18 protein-coding genes and 1 tRNA gene are annotated in these 22,797 nt (G+C 41.9%); 14 read left to right on the top strand and 5 right to left on the bottom strand.

What is annotated here, in order from left to right; genetic code table 11:
* Positions 1–35: 35 nt before the first annotated feature.
* From ABID99_RS07250 to ABID99_RS07235, 4 genes are all read left to right on the top strand, one after another.
* The gene (locus tag ABID99_RS07250) at positions 36–869 is read left to right on the top strand and encodes a family 16 glycosylhydrolase (RefSeq protein WP_373613303.1); all 834 of its coding nucleotides are present in this window, start codon (positions 36–38) and stop codon (positions 867–869) included.
* Positions 870–1,439: 570 nt separating this feature from the next.
* Positions 1,440–4,607, top strand: coding sequence for a SusC/RagA family TonB-linked outer membrane protein (locus ABID99_RS07245; protein WP_373613302.1), 3,168 nt, complete (start codon positions 1,440–1,442; stop codon positions 4,605–4,607).
* A gap of 17 nt (positions 4,608–4,624) precedes the next feature.
* Positions 4,625–6,313 (top strand): RagB/SusD family nutrient uptake outer membrane protein, encoded by a 1,689-nt coding sequence (locus ABID99_RS07240; RefSeq protein ID WP_090526694.1) that lies wholly within the window; start codon positions 4,625–4,627, stop codon positions 6,311–6,313.
* A gap of 150 nt (positions 6,314–6,463) precedes the next feature.
* Positions 6,464–8,077 (top strand): FG-GAP repeat domain-containing protein, encoded by a 1,614-nt coding sequence (locus ABID99_RS07235; RefSeq protein WP_373613301.1) that lies wholly within the window; start codon positions 6,464–6,466, stop codon positions 8,075–8,077.
* 50 nt (positions 8,078–8,127) lie between these two features.
* Here ABID99_RS07235 and ABID99_RS07230 read toward each other — a convergent pair whose 3' ends face one another.
* The 5 genes from ABID99_RS07230 to ABID99_RS07210 form a co-directional block, all read right to left on the bottom strand.
* Positions 8,128–8,556, bottom strand: coding sequence for a GNAT family N-acetyltransferase (locus tag ABID99_RS07230; RefSeq protein WP_373613300.1), 429 nt, complete (start codon positions 8,554–8,556; stop codon positions 8,128–8,130).
* Positions 8,557–9,014: 458 nt separating this feature from the next.
* Positions 9,015–9,776, bottom strand: a complete 762-nt coding sequence (locus ABID99_RS07225; RefSeq protein ID WP_373613299.1) for a tRNA(His) guanylyltransferase Thg1 family protein — start codon at positions 9,774–9,776, stop codon at positions 9,015–9,017.
* On the bottom strand, positions 9,766–10,212 hold the full coding sequence (locus ABID99_RS07220; RefSeq protein ID WP_373613298.1) for an AAA family ATPase: 447 nt from the start codon (positions 10,210–10,212) through the stop codon (positions 9,766–9,768). Before ABID99_RS07220 ends, ABID99_RS07225 begins: the two co-directional genes overlap by 11 nt.
* 105 nt (positions 10,213–10,317) lie before the next feature.
* Positions 10,318–10,404: transfer RNA gene (locus tag ABID99_RS07215), tRNA-Ser, on the bottom strand.
* An 84-nt stretch (positions 10,405–10,488) separates the two neighbouring features.
* Positions 10,489–12,558 (bottom strand): HD family phosphohydrolase, encoded by a 2,070-nt coding sequence (locus ABID99_RS07210; RefSeq protein ID WP_373613297.1) that lies wholly within the window; start codon positions 12,556–12,558, stop codon positions 10,489–10,491.
* A gap of 114 nt (positions 12,559–12,672) precedes the next feature.
* Here ABID99_RS07210 and ABID99_RS07205 point away from each other — a divergent pair, with 114 nt between their 5' ends.
* The 10 genes from ABID99_RS07205 to ABID99_RS07160 all read left to right on the top strand — a co-directional run bounded on the left by ABID99_RS07205 (position 12,673) and on the right by ABID99_RS07160 (position 22,700).
* Positions 12,673–13,530: an SPFH domain-containing protein gene (locus ABID99_RS07205; protein ID WP_354483960.1), complete on the top strand. Its 858-nt coding sequence runs from the start codon at positions 12,673–12,675 to the stop codon at positions 13,528–13,530.
* A 4-nt stretch (positions 13,531–13,534) separates the two neighbouring features.
* Positions 13,535–14,062, top strand: coding sequence for a hypothetical protein (locus tag ABID99_RS07200; RefSeq protein ID WP_354483962.1), 528 nt, complete (start codon positions 13,535–13,537; stop codon positions 14,060–14,062).
* A gap of 1 nt (position 14,063) precedes the next feature.
* Positions 14,064–14,237, top strand: a complete 174-nt coding sequence (locus tag ABID99_RS07195; RefSeq protein WP_176627589.1) for an Arc family DNA binding domain-containing protein — start codon at positions 14,064–14,066, stop codon at positions 14,235–14,237.
* A gap of 256 nt (positions 14,238–14,493) precedes the next feature.
* Positions 14,494–15,672, top strand: coding sequence for an acetyl-CoA C-acyltransferase (locus tag ABID99_RS07190; protein WP_354483964.1), 1,179 nt, complete (start codon positions 14,494–14,496; stop codon positions 15,670–15,672).
* 309 nt (positions 15,673–15,981) lie between these two features.
* Entirely contained in the window at positions 15,982–16,905 is a 924-nt protein-coding gene (locus ABID99_RS07185) for a hypothetical protein (protein ID WP_373613296.1), read from the top strand.
* A gap of 121 nt (positions 16,906–17,026) precedes the next feature.
* On the top strand, positions 17,027–18,505 hold the full coding sequence (locus tag ABID99_RS07180; RefSeq protein ID WP_373613295.1) for an MFS transporter: 1,479 nt from the start codon (positions 17,027–17,029) through the stop codon (positions 18,503–18,505).
* Positions 18,506–18,621: 116 nt separating this feature from the next.
* Positions 18,622–19,353, top strand: a complete 732-nt coding sequence (locus ABID99_RS07175; protein ID WP_090526674.1) for a polyprenol monophosphomannose synthase — start codon at positions 18,622–18,624, stop codon at positions 19,351–19,353.
* Between the two features lie 205 nt (positions 19,354–19,558).
* Positions 19,559–20,581: a Holliday junction branch migration DNA helicase RuvB gene (ruvB, locus tag ABID99_RS07170; RefSeq protein WP_090526672.1), complete on the top strand. Its 1,023-nt coding sequence runs from the start codon at positions 19,559–19,561 to the stop codon at positions 20,579–20,581.
* A gap of 26 nt (positions 20,582–20,607) precedes the next feature.
* Positions 20,608–21,804, top strand: a complete 1,197-nt coding sequence (locus ABID99_RS07165; RefSeq protein ID WP_373613294.1) for a Gfo/Idh/MocA family protein — start codon at positions 20,608–20,610, stop codon at positions 21,802–21,804.
* 17 nt (positions 21,805–21,821) lie between these two features.
* Entirely contained in the window at positions 21,822–22,700 is an 879-nt protein-coding gene (locus ABID99_RS07160; RefSeq protein ID WP_373613293.1) for a hypothetical protein, read from the top strand.
* The last annotated feature ends 97 nt before the right edge of the window (positions 22,701–22,797 follow it).

Genomic DNA, 22,797 nt, shown 5'->3' with positions numbered 1-22,797 from the left:
TAAGATCATTTAAGATTTATAATTATTTCATTATTATGATTACTAAAATAATTACTGTCCTACTGCTGATAGCAATTCCGCTCGTCGGTAAATGCCAACAGGATACGGTGGGCGGCTATAAATTGATTTGGGCAGATGAGTTTGACGAGTACGACTCTCCAAATCCGGATAACTGGCGGTTTGAATCGGGATTTGTACGCAATAACGAAGATCAATGGTATCGGGAACAAAATGCAATTTGCCGCCACGGCAAATTGATAATCGAAGCGCGAAGGGTACATTTGACAAATCCTGGGTACGTACCTAACAGTACCAACTGGAAACAGAAAAGACAATTTATAAATTATACATCGTCAAGCATCAATACAATGGGCAAGCACAGCTTCCAATACGGGCGGTTTATTATGCGCGCCCGGATCAATACGGACGCCGGGCTGTGGCCAGCTTTTTGGACCCTGGGTGTCGAAAAGCCCTGGCCTGCCAACGGAGAAATTGATATTATGGAATATTACCAGAATAAGCTTTTGGCTAATATTGCCTGCGGTACAGAGGTTCCATATAAAGCCAAATGGTATAGTAACGCCAAAGCCCTCCATACTTTCAAAGCCAACTGGAGTAAGAAATTTCATATCTGGCGCATGGACTGGGATGCCACAGCTATAAGTTTATATGCAGATGATAGCCTGCTCAATCGTGTCGAGCTAAAAGATCTTGTTAACCAGGACGGTACTCAATTTAACCCTTTTATGCAGCCTCATTATATATTGCTTAACCTTGCAATAGGTGGTGATAACGGTGGCGACCCATCTGCCACAAAATTCCCTAAACGGTTTGAAGTTGATTACGTTCGGGTGTATCAAAAAAATTAAAGCGCCGGATCAGTACATTTTGTTTGCTGCCTTTTAAAATTGTCATATATACATTATTCCTCACCAAAAACAGGGACATAAGACCGTTTTATTTTAAAAACGTTGCATATAATGGATTTTATCCCCTTTTTTTTACAGCTTTGCCCCCTTTTTTTCCAAAAAAATAGCGCTTAATTGTGGTTACCAATTAACATAGACTGTTCGTTAAAACCTCTGCAAATATTATAACGGCCTGTTTGTACAGATTTTTTATTTATTAAAAGTTGCTTGCTGCTGCTGTGAATAATATAGCCTCAAATGTTTATGAAACACAGGGCTATACTATTAACGTCAGATTAAGACGGAAAGCTACCATTGTTCTTTGAGATTACTGCCTGAATTGCACCCAAAATTTAAACTGTTGTTTTAACAATTATTCTATTAACTCATTTCATAACCTAACAAAAAATTATGGCAAGACAGAAAAACTAAAAAGGAAAACGGACCATGATCCAGACGCATTAACTAATGCCAAGTTTTAAATTCTAATCACTCCCAATTATGCAATATTTTTTACCTGATAAAATATCTTTGAGAAGAAAATCCGGATCAGTAGTTTTATTACTGATCCTGCTGATAGCTATGCAAACAAGCAGCTATGCAGCTACTGCCTTTAACTCCTTCAGCGGAATAAAACTTAACCGATATACAGCCGCCGTACCCATTAAAGGTAAAGTAATTGACAAAACCACCGGTGAAACCATCATAGGCGCATCTGTAAAAATCAAAGGAACCAGTACAGGTGCCGTTACCGATGTAAATGGTAGTTTCACTCTTAATGCCGATCCTAATGCTATATTGATAGTTAGCTATATAGGTTATGAACAGGCGGAGTTTCCTTTAAACGGACAAACTTCAGTAACCATCAGGTTGCAGGTGAACGCAAAAAACCTGAATGAAGTTATCGTTGTAGGTTACGGTACTCAAAAGAAAACATCCTCAACCGCAGCCGTATCAACCATTCAAACCACCGAAATTGCAAAAAAACCGGTGGTTAACTTAACCAACAGCCTTGTTGGTCGTGCCTCTGGCTTAATCATAACCCAGGGTAGCGGCGAACCAGGTTATGACGGTTCAAACATATTGATCAGGGGCATCGGATCAACCGGCGGCAGTTCTCCCCTGCTTATTGTTGATGGTGTGCCACGCGATTTCAGCCGTCTTGATCCTAATACTATCGAAAACGTATCGGTATTAAAAGATGCTGCTGCTGTTGCTCCATATGGTGTGGCGGGTGCAAATGGCGTAATACTGGTTACTACCAAAAAGGGTAAATCAGGCAAACCAACGCTAACTTATAACGGATACTATGGTATCCAAAACCCAACCAAGGTGCCCACATTTGTAGGCTCGTATGAGTATGCATTGCTGCGTAATGAGGCCAATGCCAATGATGGTCAGCCACCGGCATATACAGCAGATGATATTCAAAAATTCAAAGATCATTCAGATCCCGATGGGCACCCCGATGGACATCCTTTGCAGCAAATTATCCAGAAAAACCGTCCAATCACGTATCATAATGTGACACTTTCGGGAGGTACAGAAGACATCAAGTATTTCGCAGCCCTTGGATATACTCACCAGGCAGGTATGTGGAGCACAACCTATCTTGATAAATATAATGGTTCGTTAAACTTAACTGCAAACGCCACTAAAACCACAACGGTATCACTCTCTGTTAACAGTTATGTAGAAGATCAGCACTTTCCATCCCAAAGTGCTGCCACAATTATTGGACAGGCTCAACGCCAGGCGCCGACAACGCCTATTTATTACAGTAACGGGTTATGGTCCGGCTATATCGGTCAGTCGCTTATAGGCGAAATTTATCACAGCGGTTATCAATTCAATGAAAATACCGCTGTATTATCACAGTTTACTGTGGATCAAAAATTACCGATTAAAGGGTTAAGCTTAAAAGGCGTAATCAGCTATGATAACGGGCCTGATCCGTTATTCACAGGAAATCAAACTTCGTTCCAGCGTATTTACACCACACCCATACCTTTCTATAACGTTGATGTAACTACTACTCCTTATACTTACAAACAAGGGATCCAGGGAAATTCAAAGGCGACCTTTGCGGAAAATTATAGTCAAAACCACACATTAACCATTCAGGGGTTACTATCTTATTCGGGTTCTTTCGGTAAAAGCGATATCACCGCTTTAGGCGTTTTTGAGAGCCGCCGCGTAAAGTATCAAACATTTGGGGCCACTAAATATAACTACAACCTTGATATTGATGAACTGGATTTTGGCGGTCCGGCAGCAGCGGATGCAACTAACTTCGGTCATTCTGAAGGCCAAAAACAAATTGGTTATGTGTACAGGATTGGCTACGCCTATGACAAGAAGTATCTGCTTGAAGCATCAGGAAGATATGACGGCAGCTATCTATTTGCCCCAGGCCAGAGATACGGCTTTTTCCCTGCTTTTTCTGCTGGTTGGCGACTATCTGAAGAAAAATTCATCAAAGATAATATCCTCTGGCTTGATAATTTAAAACTTCGGGCTTCTTGGGGAAAATCGGGAGCTTATCCGCGTGATGGTGGTGCTATACAAACATATCAGTATTTAAGCCCTTACAAACCTTACGCAAACTCGGCCGTTATTAACGGTAGTGCTACCCAGGGTATTTATGAATCTTTACAGGGCAATCCTGGAATTGGCTGGGAAAAAGCGACCAAAACCGATATTGGATTTGAAGCGACATTATGGAAGGGCCTATTAAGTATTGAGGCAGATTACTTTTATGAAAAAAGGGGGAATATGCTCGTGAAGGTTCAAAATACATTACCTGGTGAATATGGTCTGGGTTTAGGGCTTGTTAATGGCGGGATCATGAGCAATCACGGTATCGATCTTACACTACAAAGTTCTCATAGCTTTTCAAAAGACTTAAGGCTGGACGTTACGGGAACATTCACCTTTGCCAGAAATAAATTATTACAAACTTACGAAACAAGTGCTACAGCCGATAATCCCAACAGAAGAACCACCGGCCGGCCATTAAATACCATATTCGGGTACCAGGCCTTAGGTTATTTCAAAACAACTGATTTTAATGCTGACGGAACGCTAAAAGCCGGGTTGCCAGTTCCTTCTTTCGGGCCGGTTAAACCAGGTGACATCGAATACGCCGATTTAAGCGGTCCTAACGGCACGCCAGATGGTAAGATAGATGCCAATGACCAAACCGTAATAGGGCACCCTAATACCCCTGAAATCATCTATGGCTTAGAGCCCAGACTGACCTTCAAAAACTTCGATCTTGATGTTCTGTTCCAGGGTTCGGGAAACAGCAACATTGTTATCAGTAACTATTTCGCATTCCCTTTCAATGCATCTGGTTCGGCCTCTCAATTGGTGTATGATGATCATTGGACACCATCTACCCCTAATGCCTTATATCCAAGGGTTACCGGCACACCAACCTCAAATAATACACAAACCTCGTCCTGGTTCGTCAGAAATGACTCTTACATCCGCTTAAAAAGCTTTGAACTTGGTTATACGCTGTCAAACAAACTATTAAAAAACAAGGTCCAATCCATAAGGATCTATGTTGCAGGGCAAAACGTCATTAACCATTTACCTCATGTAAAGGAAATTATTGACCCGGAAAATAGCGGCAATAACACCAACTACTATCAGCAGCGTGTATTTTCATTAGGTTTAAATGCCACATTTTAACTAAAAATAAGAAAGCGATGAAACAGATTTTTATAAAATACCGAGAACTTTTTTTACTTGCTTTGCTTGTTGTAAGTATTAGTGGATGTAAAAAAGATGATTCTTTGAATGTCATTAACAAAGGATTTCTTACTGACGTAGCAACATTTAGTTCTCAAAACAACGCAGACCTCTTTATAAATGACATTTATAATCAAATCCCGGATGTCAATAACGATTACCAGTTAACCGAACAATATGCTGATAACAGCTTTTGTGGAGCGGCCTGGGAAAACGGTCAGGCAACTGTAAGGGCAGGTTCAATTGGGCCAAGTAATGTACCTACCGGCCCTGGCGGTATGTGGTCATGGGAAGGTAACTATACCAAAATACGAAAATGTAATGTATTTCTGCAGCAGGCAGCCTTAAATAAAGCCAAGTATACCGACGACTGGTATAAGCAACGCGTTGCCGAGGTTACGTTTCTAAGAGCTTATTTCTACTCACTATTGTTCACAGCTTATGGCGGGGTGCCTATTATTACTGTCCCGCTTGATAACCGGAACGGAACTGATATTTTTACTGCCCGTGGTACTATTGATGAAACAGTCGCTTTTATTGAAGCTGATTGCGATGCCGCGGCCGCTGTTTTACCCACAAAAGCAGCACAAACCGGGAGAGCCACAAAAGGCGCTGCACTAACACTTAAAGGCTGGGTAGAGCTTTTTGCAGCCAGCCCGCTGGTAAACACGGCCAATGACGCGGGAAAATGGAGTAAAGCAGCAGCTACCAACAAATCGGTGATGGATATGGGTACTTATAGCCTGTTCAACACTTCGGCTACTTCTTATGCCGACCAGTTTCTATCGGCAAACAACTGGAATGTTGAAACGATATTTGCCCGTGGTTATGCTACAGGGCCTGCAAAGGGCAGTCACCGGGAAGGTTACCTGGGCCCGGTATACGTGAATGGTGTTCAGCAATCGTGGGGGAACCTTGCTCCAACACAGGGCCTGATTGATGATTACTCGATGGATAATGGCTTGCCTATTACAGATGCGGCTTCAGGTTATAATCCTCAAGCCCCTTACACGCATCGTGAGCAACGTTTCTATCAGTCAATCTTATATGATGGTGCAACATGGCAGGGAGATATCATAAAAACGCGCATAGGCGGCAGTAACCAAATAGATCTTGGCTCTTCAAGCGATATCACCAATACCGGTTATTACGCCCGTAAAACGCTTGATGAAAGCATCACCGGGCAAACCAGTATCAACCTGGCGCCAAGCTTTGCCAATTACATTATTTTCCGTTACGCGGAAGTGCTGTTAAGCTATGCCGAAGCGCAAAATGAAGCGGTTGGACCGGATGCGTCGGTTTATGACGCGGTTAATAAGGTGAGGGCGAGATCTGCCTTGCCTGCTGTAAAAGCCGGCTTAACAAAGGATCAAATGCGTGCATATATTCGTCGCGAACGGCGTATTGAGCTCGCATTTGAGGATAAGCGATGGTTTGACATCCGCAGATGGCTGATAACTACCGGCACAAACGGTGTGCTTACCACGCCGGAATATGGTATGAAGATCGAAGCCGGCGGCTCAGGACTAACGTATACCCCGGTTAAGATATTTACCAATACCTTCTTCGAGCGGCAAAACTGGATGCCAATTCCGCAAGCGGAAATTGACAAGAATAAAAAACTGGTACAAAACCCAGGATACTAAAAGATTAATACCTTGATTTTACATAACCCCGGGGCAAATGTCCAGGGGTTATGTATTTAAAGACAACTCTCACCGATTAATATTTTTTAGCTTTAAGCTTTGTGCATTCTGTTTTTAGCTTTTGTATATTAAACGCCTTTTAAAATATTCATGAATAATAAACCTGATAGTCACCGTCCTGCAAAAAATCGCAAAGTTGTAATTGTTGGTTCGATTGTTTTGGTCATAACCGTTTCGGTAGTTTATTCAATATGGCATTTCTCTGAAAACAAACAGGATAATGCTGGTACAGATCTACGTACCGATTACCCGATGGCAACCCTTCAAAGCATTGCCAGGGGTAAGATATTATCACAACAATATTGCCGCTCGTGCCATATGCTGCCCGAACCAGCCTTGCTTAGCAGGTTTAAATGGAAAAATGTATTTCCGCAAATGGGTTTACGTATGGGCATTAAAGCCCACAGAGGTGAGTCATACGTAGGGACAATTAAGGGCGACGATTTGATTGTGCCCGACAAGCCCGCATTAAATGAGGAACAATGGCAGGATATTATCGATTATTACATGAACACCGCCCCTATCGCCTTACCTGTACAAAACAGGCCCATGGCTATTAAACGGGAACTCCCCTTTTTTAACATCCAAAAATCACAGCAATCATTTGACGGCAAACAAGTGCTGGGCTGCTATGTAAGAATTGACAACAGTGTTAAGCCCGCTCGTGTTTTTGTTGCCAACGGGCAAACAAAAAAGCTTTATCTTTTATCAGGTCAATTAAATATCATCGATTCGGTATCAACAACCGGCCCTGTGGTTGATATGCTTTTTGATCATGGCAATACCATGATCTGCACCATAGGCAATGAATTAGGTGCCAACAGCGATAAACTGGGGACTATAACCCCATTAACCATTTCCGCCGAAGGCAAAATGCAATTAGCATCTCAGCCTGTATTCAATAAGCTTGGTCGCCCGGTTCAAATATTGGCGGCCGATTTGAATAACGACAACAAAACCGACTATGTTATTTGTGAATTTGGGAGTATAACCGGTGAGCTTTGCTGGATGGAGAATTTGGGTAACGGCGCTTTCACCAAACACGTGATAAGTAATTTACCCGGAGCTATAAAAGCGTATATCGATTACCAGGATAACAAGTTACCCGGCCTGTACGTGCTTTTTGCCCAGGGCGAAGAAGGGATTTTTCACTTCGAAAATAAGGGCGGTGGCAGATTTGATTCAAAGGAAATTTTAAGGTTCCCTGCAATTTACGGGTCGTCCTACTTTGAAATGGTTGACATGAACCATGACGGTTATAAAGACATTATTTATACCTGCGGCGATAATGGAAATGCAACGCTGGTATTAAAACCTTACCATGGTGTCTACATTTTTTTAAACGACGGGAAAGGCAATTACAAACAGCGGTATTTTTATCCCATAAACGGCTGCTATAAAGCTATCGCTAAAGATTTTGATGGTGACGGGATTATTGATCTTGCAACGATCAGTCTTTTTACTGACGCAAAGCAACCCGAAGAAGGTTTTGTATATCTAAAGAACACCGGCAACTTAAACTTTGTACCATATGCCTTTCCTGCCCATACAAAGTTTGAACGCGCGGTAACTCTTGACGCCGGTGATATAAACGGTGATGGAAAACCCGACCTGCTGATCGGGAATGCTTTTTTTGATTTTGGCCCTTTCAGTTACAATATCAATGAGCCGCTTTTTTACGTTTTGAAAAACGTTTCTAAATGAAATCAACAACTAAATTTTCAATGCAAATAGATCAGGATTATTTGAGGAAACTATAGCTGTTTTTCAAACACCATATATACATTGTTATTACCCACATATGTAAAGCCTAACCTTTTACAAATATTTACTGCTTTAATGTTGTCAGCATTCACCTCGGTGCGGCATTTTTCAAATCCCTTCATTGTTAAATCTTTTAATGCAAATTCAACGAGCCTTCGGCCATAACCCATCCGTTTTGTAGAAGGATCAATGATCAGCATGGAGATAAACCCAACTTTATTCTCATAATCATTTGCATAATAAGCCAAAAAACCCTGTAAAGCATCCTGTGCCATAATAGTTATGATACATGCTTTTTCAATTAACTTATCAATATAACCATCCAAATCGCCTACTTCAAACAACCCGCTTTCATCGTTGATCATCAGGTTCATTAAATCATAAATTTTCGACTTTAGGTAAGTTCCCTGTTCAATCATGATTGGTATAAAATTTATTTTACTTAATTAAAATCGGTTATATCAGCCAGGTTGGCGACAAGTAACAGAGCAGATTAATACATATTAACCCTTTATCGAAAATCAAATAATGCCGATATAAAAGTGACTGATATTTAGATTACAGAACCAATTTATAGGTATGTTTTTAAAGAAACAACAAGAGTAAAATAATGGTATTAAATTGTATATGACTGCACATAAGGTTTACACCATTTGTAAATCGTTTTTTAAAGTTCTATCAATAGTCCTTTATGATGCGAATTAATGGAAATTTTGAGTATTTGACATAAAAATAAAAGCCTGCAATTATTTTATTTACAAACTTTTAAATAGCCCCACATCAACATCAGCAGAGTGAATGGAAACCTGTTAGAACACCTGGAAGGGATTTTGGAAATTGTAAAAAGTATTAAGAAAGTGTAAACTCAGTCGTGCTTTTAGTACTTGCCTACCAAATCGTGTATAAATTTATTGTATTCATCCCGCATGGGCAATTCCATGTTTATATAAAGTGTACGTCGGTTAATTAACACGTGTTCATCGGTCTTCGGATTAAACCCTTCCTTTTTTAAATCCTTCCAATACAAACCTATTCCTCTTTTTTGCCAAGCGGGAAGATTGTTGAAATTTACGCCATACTGAAATAATAATTCATTTTTATTGGCAATGCTCATCCCCTCGATTTTTAAAGTTGCCTCATTCATGGTAAAACCATCTTGTCTTAGCCGCCAGTAACAATGTGCATTTAAGGCGTTTCTGTGTGCGTCTTCATTACGCCATCTAAAATAATCTTCCACTAAATTTCTATTGGGAAGCTCTGAGAGGCGGCAGTCAAAAGCTGCCACGCTGCCCAGCGATGCGGAGAATTTGGCGCTGGCTTCGCTTGCTAATATGGAAATGTATTTTCTGGTCTTTCGGCCAAAAAGATTTTCGTTTGGATGCAGGAGCAGTGATATTTCGTCACTTTCGGTATAACCATATATCACATTGAAACCGCAATTCATCAGGTGTTTTACTGTTTCAACCATCAAGTCCCGAAATTTTTCGTCAAAAGGTGCTTCGAATTTGTGTGTTTCTTTTGTAAGTCTGGTGAAACTTCGTCCATCAATTCTGGCTACAATGTACATATCAGGGAGTACGCAGCGGTCTTGTGAGGTTTCGTATATCCTCATTTTTTCATCTAAATCATCAAACTTCATCTGACCATTTGTTTACTGTAAATGTATTATTTTCCGCTACTACATAATAAAGTTCATCAAAACCTTCTGCTATCTGCGGTAAGACAAGACGCTTAAAAGTTCCCCGTATGCCAATTTCAGGGATATTTTCTTTACCAACACGTTGATTATTCCGCTTTATGGCATCAGTTATCTTAGATTGAAAATAATATCCAATCACTTTAAAGTTATTTGCTTTCGCGATAGTTATATATTTTGCTCTTTCTTCCAGGGAAGAATTAGTGTTATCTATTACAAAAGGATGGGATGTTTGGAAGCAAGTTTCTATAAACCTCAATTCTTTATTTCTTGTGTTTAGCTGGTCTAAGGAAATACGCATGTGGGTGTTAAAAAAACTCTCTTTAAAGAATGTAGTTTTACCTGTCGCCTGAATTCCGCAAAATATTATAGCTTCCATTTGTGCAAATGTAAGCGTTTAATGGATGTAAGTAAACAGTATCGACTTTTATGACGGGACCTGTAGAAACAAAAAAGGACCGCAACTTGCGATCCTCTTGCGAAGCGGAGAGAGAGGGATTCGAACCCTCGGTACCGTTTCCAGTACGACAGTTTAGCAAACTGTTCCTTTCGGCCTCTCAGGCATCTCTCCGTTTTGTTTTTTAAACTATATCCCTTTTTTCAGGGACTGCAAATATAGTAATTCAAGTATCCCCGCAAAAAAAAATTACATTTTTTAATAATCTATTCTAACATGATAAATACTCATCAGCATGCGCTTAAAAATAGCCTTGATTGTTTCTATGTCTTTCAAAGTTATATTACTGTCTTTCAACTGGTTTTGATCAAGCTTGTATTTTACAATACGGTCTACCAGTACACTGATGGATTCTTCATCGGGCTCTTTTAATGAGCGCGATGCGGCCTCAACTGAGTCGGCAAGCATTAAAACGGCACCTTCTTTGGTAAAAGGAATGGGGCCGGGATAGCGAAATATGTTTTCGTTGATGAATTTTTCCGGGAAATTTTTCAATGACGACTGGTAAAAATAATCCACGCGGGTATTACCATGATGGGTACGGATAAAATCAATCACCACCTCGGGCAGGTTGGACTTGCGTGCCATTTCAATACCCCTGCTCACGTGGCGGATAATGATCTGGGCACTTTCTTCATAAGGCAGTTTATCATGCGGGTTAAAGCCCGAACTTTGGTTTTCGATAAAAAACAAAGGGTTTTCCATTTTGCCAATATCATGATAAAGCGCCCCTGCCCTAACCAGTAAGGCGTTGCCGCCAACTGCATAAATAGCGTTTTCGGCCAGGTTAGCTACCTGCAGCGAATGCTGAAAGGTGCCCGGAGCGTTAAAAGCCAGTTCGCGCAGCAATGGCGCATTGGTATTGGTTAGTTCGATGAGTGTAATTTCGGAAGTGATGGCAAAAACCTTCTCGAACAAATAAATAAGCGGGTAAGCCAGCAAGGTAAGCAGTACGCTAACTACAAACGGCAAAAAGTCCATCCAGTCGATGTTCAGGAAATCACCCTCACGAATAAAGGTAATCCCCAAAAATGCCACGAAGTAGGTAAAGATAATGATCACTGCCGAGATCAGAAACTGTTCGCGGCGTACCAGGTTTTTAATACTGTAGATGGATACCATACCCGCCGTAATCTCATAATAAGCAAACTCAAAACTGTTAGGTACAAAAAAGCCGGCTATCAGCACCACCAGCAAATGGATATTAAGCGCCAAACGGGTATCAAACAATATCCGAATAATAATAGGTACTATACAATAAGGGATATAGTACAAATTAGTCGGAAACTGGAGTTTTATAGCCAGCGATAAAGTGGCCAGCATGGTAGTAATTACCAGTAATATTAAACTTACCAACCTGTTATCAGCGTAAATATCCTTACGAAAAAGATACAGGAAAATCATGAGCAGCGAGATAGCTATAGCCACCAGGAAAAATTGCCCCAAGAGGACTAAGTTCCTGTTACCGTTAACACGGGCGTTATCCTCAAAGGCTTTTTTAAATGATTCCAGTTTTTGATAAACATCGTCATTAACTACCGAGCCTTTGTAAACTATCACCTCTCCTTTTTGCACCATTCCGCGTGTTACCGAAAGACCATCTACAACTTCCTTCTCCAGTCTTGAAGTAAGGTTATTATCATAGGCAAGATTATTTTGGAGGCGGTTGCTGATCAGATCGAGCAGGAAGGCTTTATCTAAATCAGTATGCCTGCTCAATACCTTATCACAATAAGCCTGCGCTTTTTCTTTGGTAAACAGTTCGCTGGTGTTTTTATCAGTGGCCACATTCCTGTCCAGGATCCGTATGGGATAATTTTCGGAGCTTTGCTGATATTTGGCATTGGGTTTAAAAACCCCTGTCTGGTAAATTTCGGTCAATAAATCGGTACCGACAGCAATGTACTTTGACTTAAGTTTATCGTTGATACCGGCATTGTGCCATTTAATTTCCAGGTCGGCTTTAAAACCTTCTATCTGCTGGTTTTGCATCCCTGCGTCCAGCTGGTAAATTGGCGTTATGCTTTCCAGTGCCGATTTTTGATCGGCCATGATTTCCTGCGGTGTTTTTAGTATTGCGAAATTATAGGGCGATACCAGGTCTTTCTGGTTCCAGATCCTCCCCTTTTCGTGCTCGTAGCTAAATTTTGCCTGCTTCGGTAAAAAGTAAACAATAAGCACGATACTGATCAGCATCATCAAAAACTTAACATTACGGGCGTATTTGCGCAGTAAAGCCTTTTGGCGCGAAGTGGATAGTTTTGCCATTTAAATGATTAACCTGCCAAAAATAATATAAGTTTCTGTTATATGCAGTTTTTCTTGCTTTTGTAAAAACAAATTTGATATCTTTATGATATCATTTCAAAATCAAACTAAATCATGAATACTGAAAAAATCATCAACCCGCCATCCGGCTTCTCTGTGTTTATTTTGGCTATTGCTTTGTTAGTTGCGGCCATTTTCTGCTTAAGCACCGGACTGGAAGCTATCGGTTTCCTATTAATTCCGGTGAGCCTCATATTTTTACTTCCCGGCATCATCGTTGTTAATCCCAACGAATCAAAAGTGCTTACCCTTTTTGGCAAGTATGTTGGTACTGTAAAAACTGACGGCTTTTTCTGGGTTAATCCATTCACTGTTAAAAAGAAGGTATCATTGAAGGCATTTAACCTTAACGGGCAGCAACTGAAAGTGAACGATAGCATTGGTAACCCTATTGAAATTGCCGCTGTTATTGTATGGCAGATCAAAGATACCGCCGCTGCCGTGTTTGCAGTTGAAAATTATATCCAGTATGTAAATATCCAGAGCGAAGCTGCAGTAAGGCACCTGGCCAACTCATTTCCTTATGATAACCTGGAGGATGAAACCGCAGCCATCACCCTGCGCGGTGGCGCCGAACAGGTAAGCTCCATGCTTGAGAAGGAATTGAACGAAAGGCTCGACCGCGCCGGCATTGAAGTACTGGAAGCTCGAATCTCGCATTTGGCCTACGCGCCTGAAATTGCACATTCCATGCTGCAGGTACAGCAGGCATCGGCCATCATAGCAGCCCGTAAGCTGATAGTTGAAGGTGCCGTTGGCATGGTTGAAATGGCACTGAACAAGCTATCCGAAAAAAACATAGTTGAACTTGATGAAGAACGCAAGGCGGCCATGGTAAGCAATCTGCTGGTTGTACTTTGCGGCGATAAAGCCGTTAACCCTGTTGTTAATACCGGTACTTTATACCATTAATACCATGGACCAATTCAGAAGCTTTGACCAACTCCGCGTGTCAGAATTACCAGTACTGAGGCATGGTTTTTGGCGGCCATGGTATGAACTTACCGACGGGCAGTTTAGCTATGGTAAGCTCACCTATACAGGAGCTTTAAAACGCGCTTGCTTACTGGAAACAGCGAATGGAAACTGGATAGTAAAACGCAAGAACTGGTTAGGCCGAAAACTTGTTATTGAGCAGTCCGATGGCATGGAAACAGGTTTGGTGACACCAGACATCTGGAACCGTAAGATAACGCTCAATTTAAACAATGGGCTCATGGCTACTTTTTATAATAAAAAGATCCTTTCACGCAGCTGCACCTGGGTAAACGAGCAATTGGGCGATATCCTGAATGTAGAAACCAAAATGTGGAGCCGGAAAAAGCCATTTATTGTAAAAATGAACCTCGATATGATCAAAAAAGTACCAGAACTACCGCTATTGGCGTTACTGGGCATAAATTTAGTTTTGTTAAAACAGGCCCAGGCAGCGGCCGCAAGTTGATATGGCCGAAAAAAAAGCATTTGTATTACGCATTAACCCCGACATGCTGAAGGAGATTGAGAGCTGGGCTGCCGAAGAATTCAGGAGCACCAACGGCCAGATCGAATACCTCATGCAACAAGCCCTGCATGCGAGGAAAAAAGGAGTTAAAAAGAAAAAGGAAGATAGTGATTAGTGGCAGTAGCAGTTTATAGTAGCAGTAGGTAGCAACTGTTTGCCGTTTATGGTTTGCACCTAGTATAAATTAATGTCCCGCTACAGAAGCCTTAATTTTACGTAATCAAAAAATGCCAACTGCAAACTAAAAACTGTCAACTGATTTAAAACCTGCTACTGCCACTAAAAAACTGCCAACTAATTTTATTATGCATGCATAGTATTTTCTTTCATCCAAATCACTAAATTTGCCCACCAATTTTAATGAGGGACACATGAAAGAAGTTGTAATAGTAGCGGCTACACGCACACCTATAGGTAGTTTTGGAGGCAGCCTGGCTGCTATCGGCGCCACACAGTTAGGCGCGGCAGTCATCAAATCGGCAGTTGAAAAAGCGGGCTTACGGCCCGATCAGGTTCAGGAAATTTATATGGGCAACGTAATGTCGGCCAATGTTGGGCAGGCGCCGGCAACACAGGCAGCTATTTTTGCCGGGCTCCCCTATTTGCCCGCAACTACCGTTAATAAAGTTTGTGCATCGGGTATGAAAGCTATTATGTTAGCCGCCCAAAGCATAGCCATAGGGCAAAACGATATTGTTGTTGCCGGCGGCATGGAAAGCATGAGCAACGTACCCTATTACCTGGATAAGGCCCGCAACGGTTACCGTTTAGGTAACGGGCAAATCATTGACGGTTTGGTAAAAGACGGTCTTTGGGATGTTTACAACGACTATCATATGGGCTCAGCAGCCGAACTTTGCGCTACCGACTGCAACATCAGTCGGGAGGAACAGGATGCATATGCCATCCTATCATACCAGCGTGCCCAAAAAGCACAGGCAGACGGAAAATTTAAAGATGAAATAACTCCTGTTGGCCTTAAAGACAAAAAAGGCGATATCACGATGTTCGCCGAAGATGAGGAACCCAAAACAGTTAAGTTTGACAAGATCCCCTCATTAAAACCCGTATTTAAAAAAGATGGTACGGTTACGGCCGCCAACGCCTCGACCCTTAATGACGGTGCCGCAGCTGTAGTGCTTATGAGCCGCGAAAAAGCGGATGAACTCGGTATAACCCCATTGGCTAAGGTGGTTTCCTACGCCGATGCACAGCAGGCACCCGAATGGTTTACTACCGCACCGTCAAAAGCCATTCCGCTGGCACTGCACAGGGCAGGCCTGCAAAACTCCGATATCGACTTCTTTGAGATCAATGAAGCCTTCTCTGTAGTATCAATAGCCAACAACCAGCTTTTGAACCTCGACCGGGAAAAAGTAAACGTTAACGGCGGTGCTGTTTCATTAGGCCACCCGCTCGGCGCTTCGGGTGCACGAATCATTGTTACCCTTTTACACGTATTAAAGCAAAACAACGGCAAATACGGCGCTGCCGGTATCTGTAACGGTGGTGGCGGTGCCAGCGCAATGGTTATCGAAAATTTACGTTAGTATTTTATAAATAACGTCATTATAAGCAAAATATATTTTAGTGATGTTGCGCGTGGGGCGCGTTAGGGATTGCAGTGAAAAGCCCACAGCGCAGGTTGGGTCGCGGGCATGCAAAGCGAGGACTTGTAACGGAAAGCCCGGGCCTCAGGCAACGCCCATATTTATAAAATAGAGTATAAATACAATACTAACCAACAGCTTACTATTACGTCATTATAAGAAACGAAACAATCTCATTCTATATAAAGAAACTTGCAAAGCCATCTCGCAAAGACATAAAAAATAAGCTCAACTAATTAAATTAAAATAGTGACAAAAAAAACCCTTCTTACTATCTTCTCCATACTGCTTTGCATGCAAACTTTTGCGCAATACCATGACGAAGGTACAAGGCTCAAAAAACTTAACGAATACCAGGATAGTCTCACTCGCCTTGGCAAAAAAATTGTAAATGATGAGAACGACATGGAGCGTAAAAATGCCAATTATCAGTTCATTAAAACACTGGTACAAGCGCTGAAGGTCAATAACTCATTCCTGTTCCCTTTTGATTCGGTTAAAAGCATCAGCATTGTCAACTCGCCCGATAACCGTTTTCGCATCCTGAGCTGGCATGTTACAAACCTCGATGGCAGTTATCGCTTTTATGGAACTGTTCAAATAAATACCGGCGGCCCGCTCAAAATGTACCCGCTCGAAGATTATTCGCCTTTATTGAAAAACCCAGAGGATTCGGTAACCGATAGCCATAAATGGTATGGTGCCCAATACTATAAGATAATGTCGGTGTACGGCCCCAAACCATTTTATGTATTATTAGGGTGGAAAGGTAATACCGTTAAATCCACAAAAAAAGTGATCGATGCAATTTCATTTAACAATGGTGTGCCGCAGTTTGGCATGCCCGTGTTTAACGGCAATGGCAAAACCCGCAGCCGTGTTATATTTGAGTACGCCCGGCAGGTATCGATGCTATTGAGATTTGTGCCAGAGAAAAATATTATTGTTTTTGACCATCTTTCGGCGCCAGATGGCCGGAGTAAAGACAAACCTGAAACCTTTGGCCCCGATTTGAGTTACGATGGCTACCAATTAAAAGATGGCCGCTGGACTTATATAGAAAACCTTGACATGCGCAACATTGCCGACGGCAATTCGGCCACCGATAACGAATATATTGATCCCAAAAAGCAAGCCGCAAAAGACCGCGCCCTTTTACCGGTAAAACATTAAGAAATTAAACAACAGCAATAGCCCCAAAATCAACACTTTTATTGTTTAAATTGTAACACTTTCGGTATTAAATTTCGGATTGGAAGATTTATATTACCTTTAGCAAATTTTAAGTTAACTGATGCAAGAAAAAACTGCTCCACTAAAATCAAAATTCCCCAAGAGCGTCCCTTACATTATTGGCAATGAAGCCGCTGAACGTTTTAGCTTTTATGGCATGCGTTCCATACTTACCCTTTTTTTGGTAAAACAATTCTTTAACCCTGCAGGTAATCCCGCGTTAGCCCAACAGGCTGATGCCCATGCCAATAAGCTGAACCATTTATTTGTTATGGTGGCTTACGCTTTACCATTTGTAGGCGGCATGGTGGCCGACTGGTTTACCGGCAAATACAAGCTCATCCTTTATATTTCTGTAGTATATTGCTTTGGACACCTGTTGCTGGCGATGTTTGATACAAGCCTTAGTGGCTTTGAGATAGGTATGCTTGTGGTCGCCATCGGTGCGGGTGGTATCAAATCGTGCGTTTCGGCCAACGTAGGCGACCAGTTTGATGCCAGCAACCAGGATTTGCTCTCAAAAGTTTACGGTTGGTTTTACTTTAGCATCAATGCAGGCTCTATGTTATCAACGATTGCTATCCCTACCATTTACAAATATTACGGCCCTAAATGGGCTTTTGGTGTTCCCGGGATATTAATGGGTTTGGCAACTGTTATATTTTTTATGGGCCGCAAAAAATATGTAAAAGTGCCTCCGCAGGGCGTAAACCGAAATAACCTGGTGTTTATTACCTGGTATGCAATTACCCATTTAAGTAAAAAGAAACCAGGGCAATCATTACTTGATATTGCCAAAGAAAGTTATGACCAGGAACGCGTTGAAGGAGTTAAAGCGGTATACCGCGTAATTTCTGTATTCTTTTTTGCGCTGGCGTTTTGGGCTGTTTGGGACCAATGCCTTTCAGAATGGACGCTGTATGCTGCAAAAATGGATCGAAACATCAATCTTGGTTTTACCTCATTCCAGATAGAACCAGGTTCAATGTCTACATTTAATACTGTTTTCCTTTTGTTATTCATACCACTGTTTAACTATGTAATTTATCCCAATTTAGATAAGATCGGATTAAAAACAACACCTTTGCGCAGGCTGGGTGCCGGCTTGGTTTTAACAGCATTATCGTTTGTAGTTATCGGTTTTACACATGTAAGTATTGATCATGGTGGCTCTCCGTCAATGTGGTGGCAAGTGCTGGCCTTTTTAATATTATCAGCTGCTGAAGTATTGGTGTCAATTACCGGTTTGGAATATGCTTATACCCATTCTCCAAAATCAATGAAAAGTACTATGTCAGGAATTTGGTTCCTGGTTGTTTCGTTTGGAAACCTGATCACCGCCCTTGTAAATGGTCTTATTGAAGACGGGGGCTGGTGGGCTGAAAATCTTAAGGGTGCCAATTACGAATGGTTTTTTGTGGTTTTCATCAGTGTATTCATCATCATATTCCTGATCGTTTCTCCACGCCTTAAAGAAAGAAATTACATTACCGACCCTTACGTGGAAAACCAGGTTATTGCCGACACTCATAACCTGTAAAATATTACCCAAAATTGCAGGATTGCGCAAGCTTTCCTGTTTTTTTGTTTTGATGCTCTGTAAATTGATTATTTTCGCACCTTAAACGTTTACATCATTTTTCAAAATACGATTCAGTGCCCGATAGCATAGTAATTATACCCACGTATAACGAGAAGGAAAATATCGAGCGGATGATCCGCAAGGTATTTTCCTTGCCTCATGATTTTCATATCCTGATCATTGACGACGGATCACCCGACGGTACGCCGCAGATAGTAAAAAGTTTGCAAGCTGAATATGACGGTCGGCTTTTTATGGAAGAACGAGCCGGTAAACAGGGATTGGGCACTGCCTATATACATGGTTTTAAATGGTGTATAGCCCGCCATTACGACTATATTTTTGAGATGGATGCCGACTTTTCGCACAATCCGGATGACCTGTTGAAACTAAGGCAAGCCTGTATTGATGGTGCCGACGCGGCAATAGGCTCCCGTTATGTAACTGGCGTAAACGTGGTAAACTGGCCCATGAGCCGGGTGTTGATGAGCTATTTTGCATCAGTATATGTACGTTTTATAACCGGCATGAAAGTGCAAGACGCCACCGCGGGTTTTATGTGCTACAAACGCAGGGTGCTTGAAACCGTTAAGCTGGATAAAATCAAGTTTGTTGGTTACGCTTTCCAGATCGAGATGAAATATACTACCATTAAACATGGCTTTAAGCTGGTAGAAGTCCCGATTATATTTACCGACCGCACTGCCGGTACCTCCAAAATGTCGACGCGTATTTTCCGGGAAGCATTTTTAGGCGTGATCCAGATGAAGATCAACAGCATTTTCAGGAAGTACCCGGAGGGGTGATTTTTTAAAGGTGAAAGGATAAAGGCGAAAGGTTAAAGGTTACATTACAAAACTTTAACTTTTTGTCTTTAAAGCAAATTAATCTATCCACTGAAAGAAAAAACCTTTTGCCTTTTAGCTTTAACCTTTCGCCTCCTCAAAAGAAACAAACCTTTTACCTTTAACCTTTCACCTTTGGCCTAAAAAATTACTAATTTCGTTGGCAATGAATGAGCATCTTGACCCTGAACGCGAACGTCTCAGTCCGGCCGAACGTGATATTGAAAAAGTATTGCGCCCGCAGCAATTTGAAGACTTTACCGGTCAGCATAAAATATTAGCTAATTTAAAGATCTTTGTACAGGCGGCCCGCCAGCGCGGAGAGGCGCTTGATCATGTATTGCTGCATGGCCCTCCGGGTTTAGGCAAAACCACCCTTTCACACATTATCGCCAATGAAATGGGTGTAGGCATTAAGATCACCTCAGGCCCTGTTTTAGATAAACCCGGGGATTTGGCGGGTTTGCTTACCAATCTTGAAACCGGGGATATTCTTTTTATTGATGAAATTCACCGCTTAAGTCCGCTGGTTGAAGAATACCTTTACTCGGCCATGGAGGATTTTAAGATAGATATTATGCTGGAGAGCGGCCCCAATGCCCGTTCGGTACAAATTTCGCTTAATCCGTTTACCCTGGTAGGCGCAACTACCCGTTCCGGCTTGCTTACTGCGCCTCTAAGGGCCAGGTTTGGTATCAACTCGCGCCTGGAATATTATGATGCCAAACTGCTTACCACCATTGTACTACGTTCGGCATCGATACTAAAAACACCTATTACTGATGAAGGTGCTTATGAAATCGCCCGCCGCAGCCGTGGTACCCCCCGTATTGCCAATGCATTACTTCGCCGCACACGTGATTTCGCCCAAATCAAAGGAAATGGCAAGATTGATACGGAGATTGCCCAGTATGCATTGAACGCTTTAAATGTAGATAGTCACGGACTGGACGAAATGGACAACAAGATCCTGCTTACCATTATTGATAAGTTTAAAGGCGGTCCTGTAGGTTTAAAAACCGTTGCAACAGCAGTTGGTGAAGACGAGGGCACAATTGAAGAGGTTTACGAACCGTTTTTAATACAGGAAGGCTTTTTAATGCGTACGGCCCGCGGCCGTGAAGCTACTGAAGCTGCCTACAAACATTTAGGAAAGATAAAGCTGGGAGGAAATCCATCCTTATTTTGAGATAAACGTATACATCGCCACCAATCATGAAAACCAAATTAAAACTACTGCTCACTACTACTACGCTCTTTTTAAGCTGCATAACTATCGCATCGGCACAAACAACACCACCGCCACCAGGTACAGCACCAGCCCCTTCGGTTACGGCACCTACCGATTCAGTTAACAAGGCAAAAAAAGACACCATACCCGTGATACACAAGCCCGTACCGACGCTAAAAGTAGGTATTATGGGCTTAAACCATGACCATATCCACCTCATATTAAGTGAGTACCGAAAAGGAAACGTAAATATTGTAGGCATTGCCGAACCTGATAAAAAGCTTTGGGAAAAATTTGGCAAAGCATATAACCTGCCCGATTCCCTGTTTTTTGATGACCTAAGGAAAATGTGCACCACCCGTAAGCCTGCTATTGTGTTGGGTTACAACGCTGTTGGCAAACATGTGGATATTGTGGAGACCTGCGCACCCTTAGGTATTTCTGTAATGGTTGAAAAACCGTTGGCCGCCACCCTTGAGCAAGCTAAACGTATGGAGTTTCTGGCTCTTAAATACTACGTCAAAGTATTAACAAATTATGAAACTACCTGGTACCCATCCTTTCAGGATGTTTATAATACCGTTAAGCAGGACAGCATAGGTTTGATCCGTAAAATGGTGGTACATGACGGGCACCAGGGGCCACGCGAAATTGGCTGCAGCGAAGACTTTTTGAGCTGGTTAACAGATCCCGTATTAAATGGTGCAGGCGCCCTGAATGATTTTGGCTGCTATGGCGCTGATTTGATGACCTGGCTAATGAAGGGCCAGCGCCCGATAGCAGTAACCGCTATCGCAAGGCATTATAAACCAAACGTATATCCGAAGGTTGAGGATGATGCCACCATATTGGTTGAATACGCCAATGCCACCGGGCAAATTGAAGCCTCCTGGAACTGGCCTTTCAGTATCAAGGATATGGAGATTTTCGGTGCTAAAGGTTATATCCATGCCTTCGATAAGGATAGTGTTGAAATAAAAGTTAATAACCGTGTAAGAGGTTATAAAGCTGCCCCACTGGTAGCACCAGCTGATGCGCCGGTAGCCTATTTTACTTCAGCCCTCGCAAATCCGCTCAGGCACCCGGATGACCGTTCATCATTAAAATACAATATGATTGTTATGCAAATCCTGGATGCCGCCAAGCGGTCAATAAAAGAAGGAAAGCGTATAGTTTTATAACAAACACAACAGGGCCGATGAAATACATAACTTTATTACTGTTATTTTCCTCGGCCTTGTTAAGCTGCAGAACCAAAAAAGACAAAGCACCCGCTGAGGTTTACCCAACGGTTAGTTACTTAAAGATCAAACTTGATGCTGCCGGGCACCTGCCTGCCAATCCCTACATCTTAAGGTTTAAAAACGACAAAAAGGAGATTGTTTTTTGTGGCGTTAACCATTTGCCGGATAACAACGACACCGAAAACCCGATGTTTAAGGGGATCGAAAAGGCATTTTTTGAATTCAGACCTGATGTATGTGTTAACGAAGGAGGAGATGTTTCAAAAAAGGTTTTCGCCTCAAAAAAAGAAGCCATTCAAAAAGATGGTGAAATAGGGCTTACCAAAACCCTTGCAGATAGCCTTAAAATTATAACCGTTAACGGCGACATGACCGATAGCCTTGAATTTAAAGAGCTATTGAAGAGATACACTACCAGCGAATTTTTAGCTTATATAGTTACCGAACGTTTTATGTGGGGCCAACGGCCTCCTGTTACCGATAGCGCGGCATTTAAAGCAAATTATGCTAAATTTATACAAGGCTATATCATGAAAACAGGTGGAGTAAAGCTTTCACCGGCTGAGCAAACCCTGGATTATTTTGAAGCCGCCTATCAAAAACTGCTTAACCGCCCTTTTAAGCTCGAGGAGCTGGAACCTACCAATCCGTTTGACCCCAAAGGAAAATTTCAGGAAATTGGCAGAGCCTCCAAAGAGATCAGGGATCAAAGCCTGCTTCGCACCATTGACAATCTGCTTAAACCCCATAACAAAGTGTTTGTAGTTTTTGGCGGATGGCACCTGCTTACATGCGAGCCGGGCCTGAAGCAGATCATCAATAAAAGCGAATAATTATCCGGTTATCATACTTAAAGTCTTAATTAATTTTGTTTACATCGCAAGGCTTGCGTGTTATATAATTATTATTTTAGCTGCCGTTAATTAAGGA

The sequence above is a fragment of the Mucilaginibacter sp. OAE612 genome (assembly GCF_041806395.1).
GTDB lineage: Bacteria > Bacteroidota > Bacteroidia > Sphingobacteriales > Sphingobacteriaceae > Mucilaginibacter > Mucilaginibacter rubeus.
Note: the sequence above shows the minus strand (reverse complement) of the source record. Positions and strands in the feature narration are given on the sequence as shown.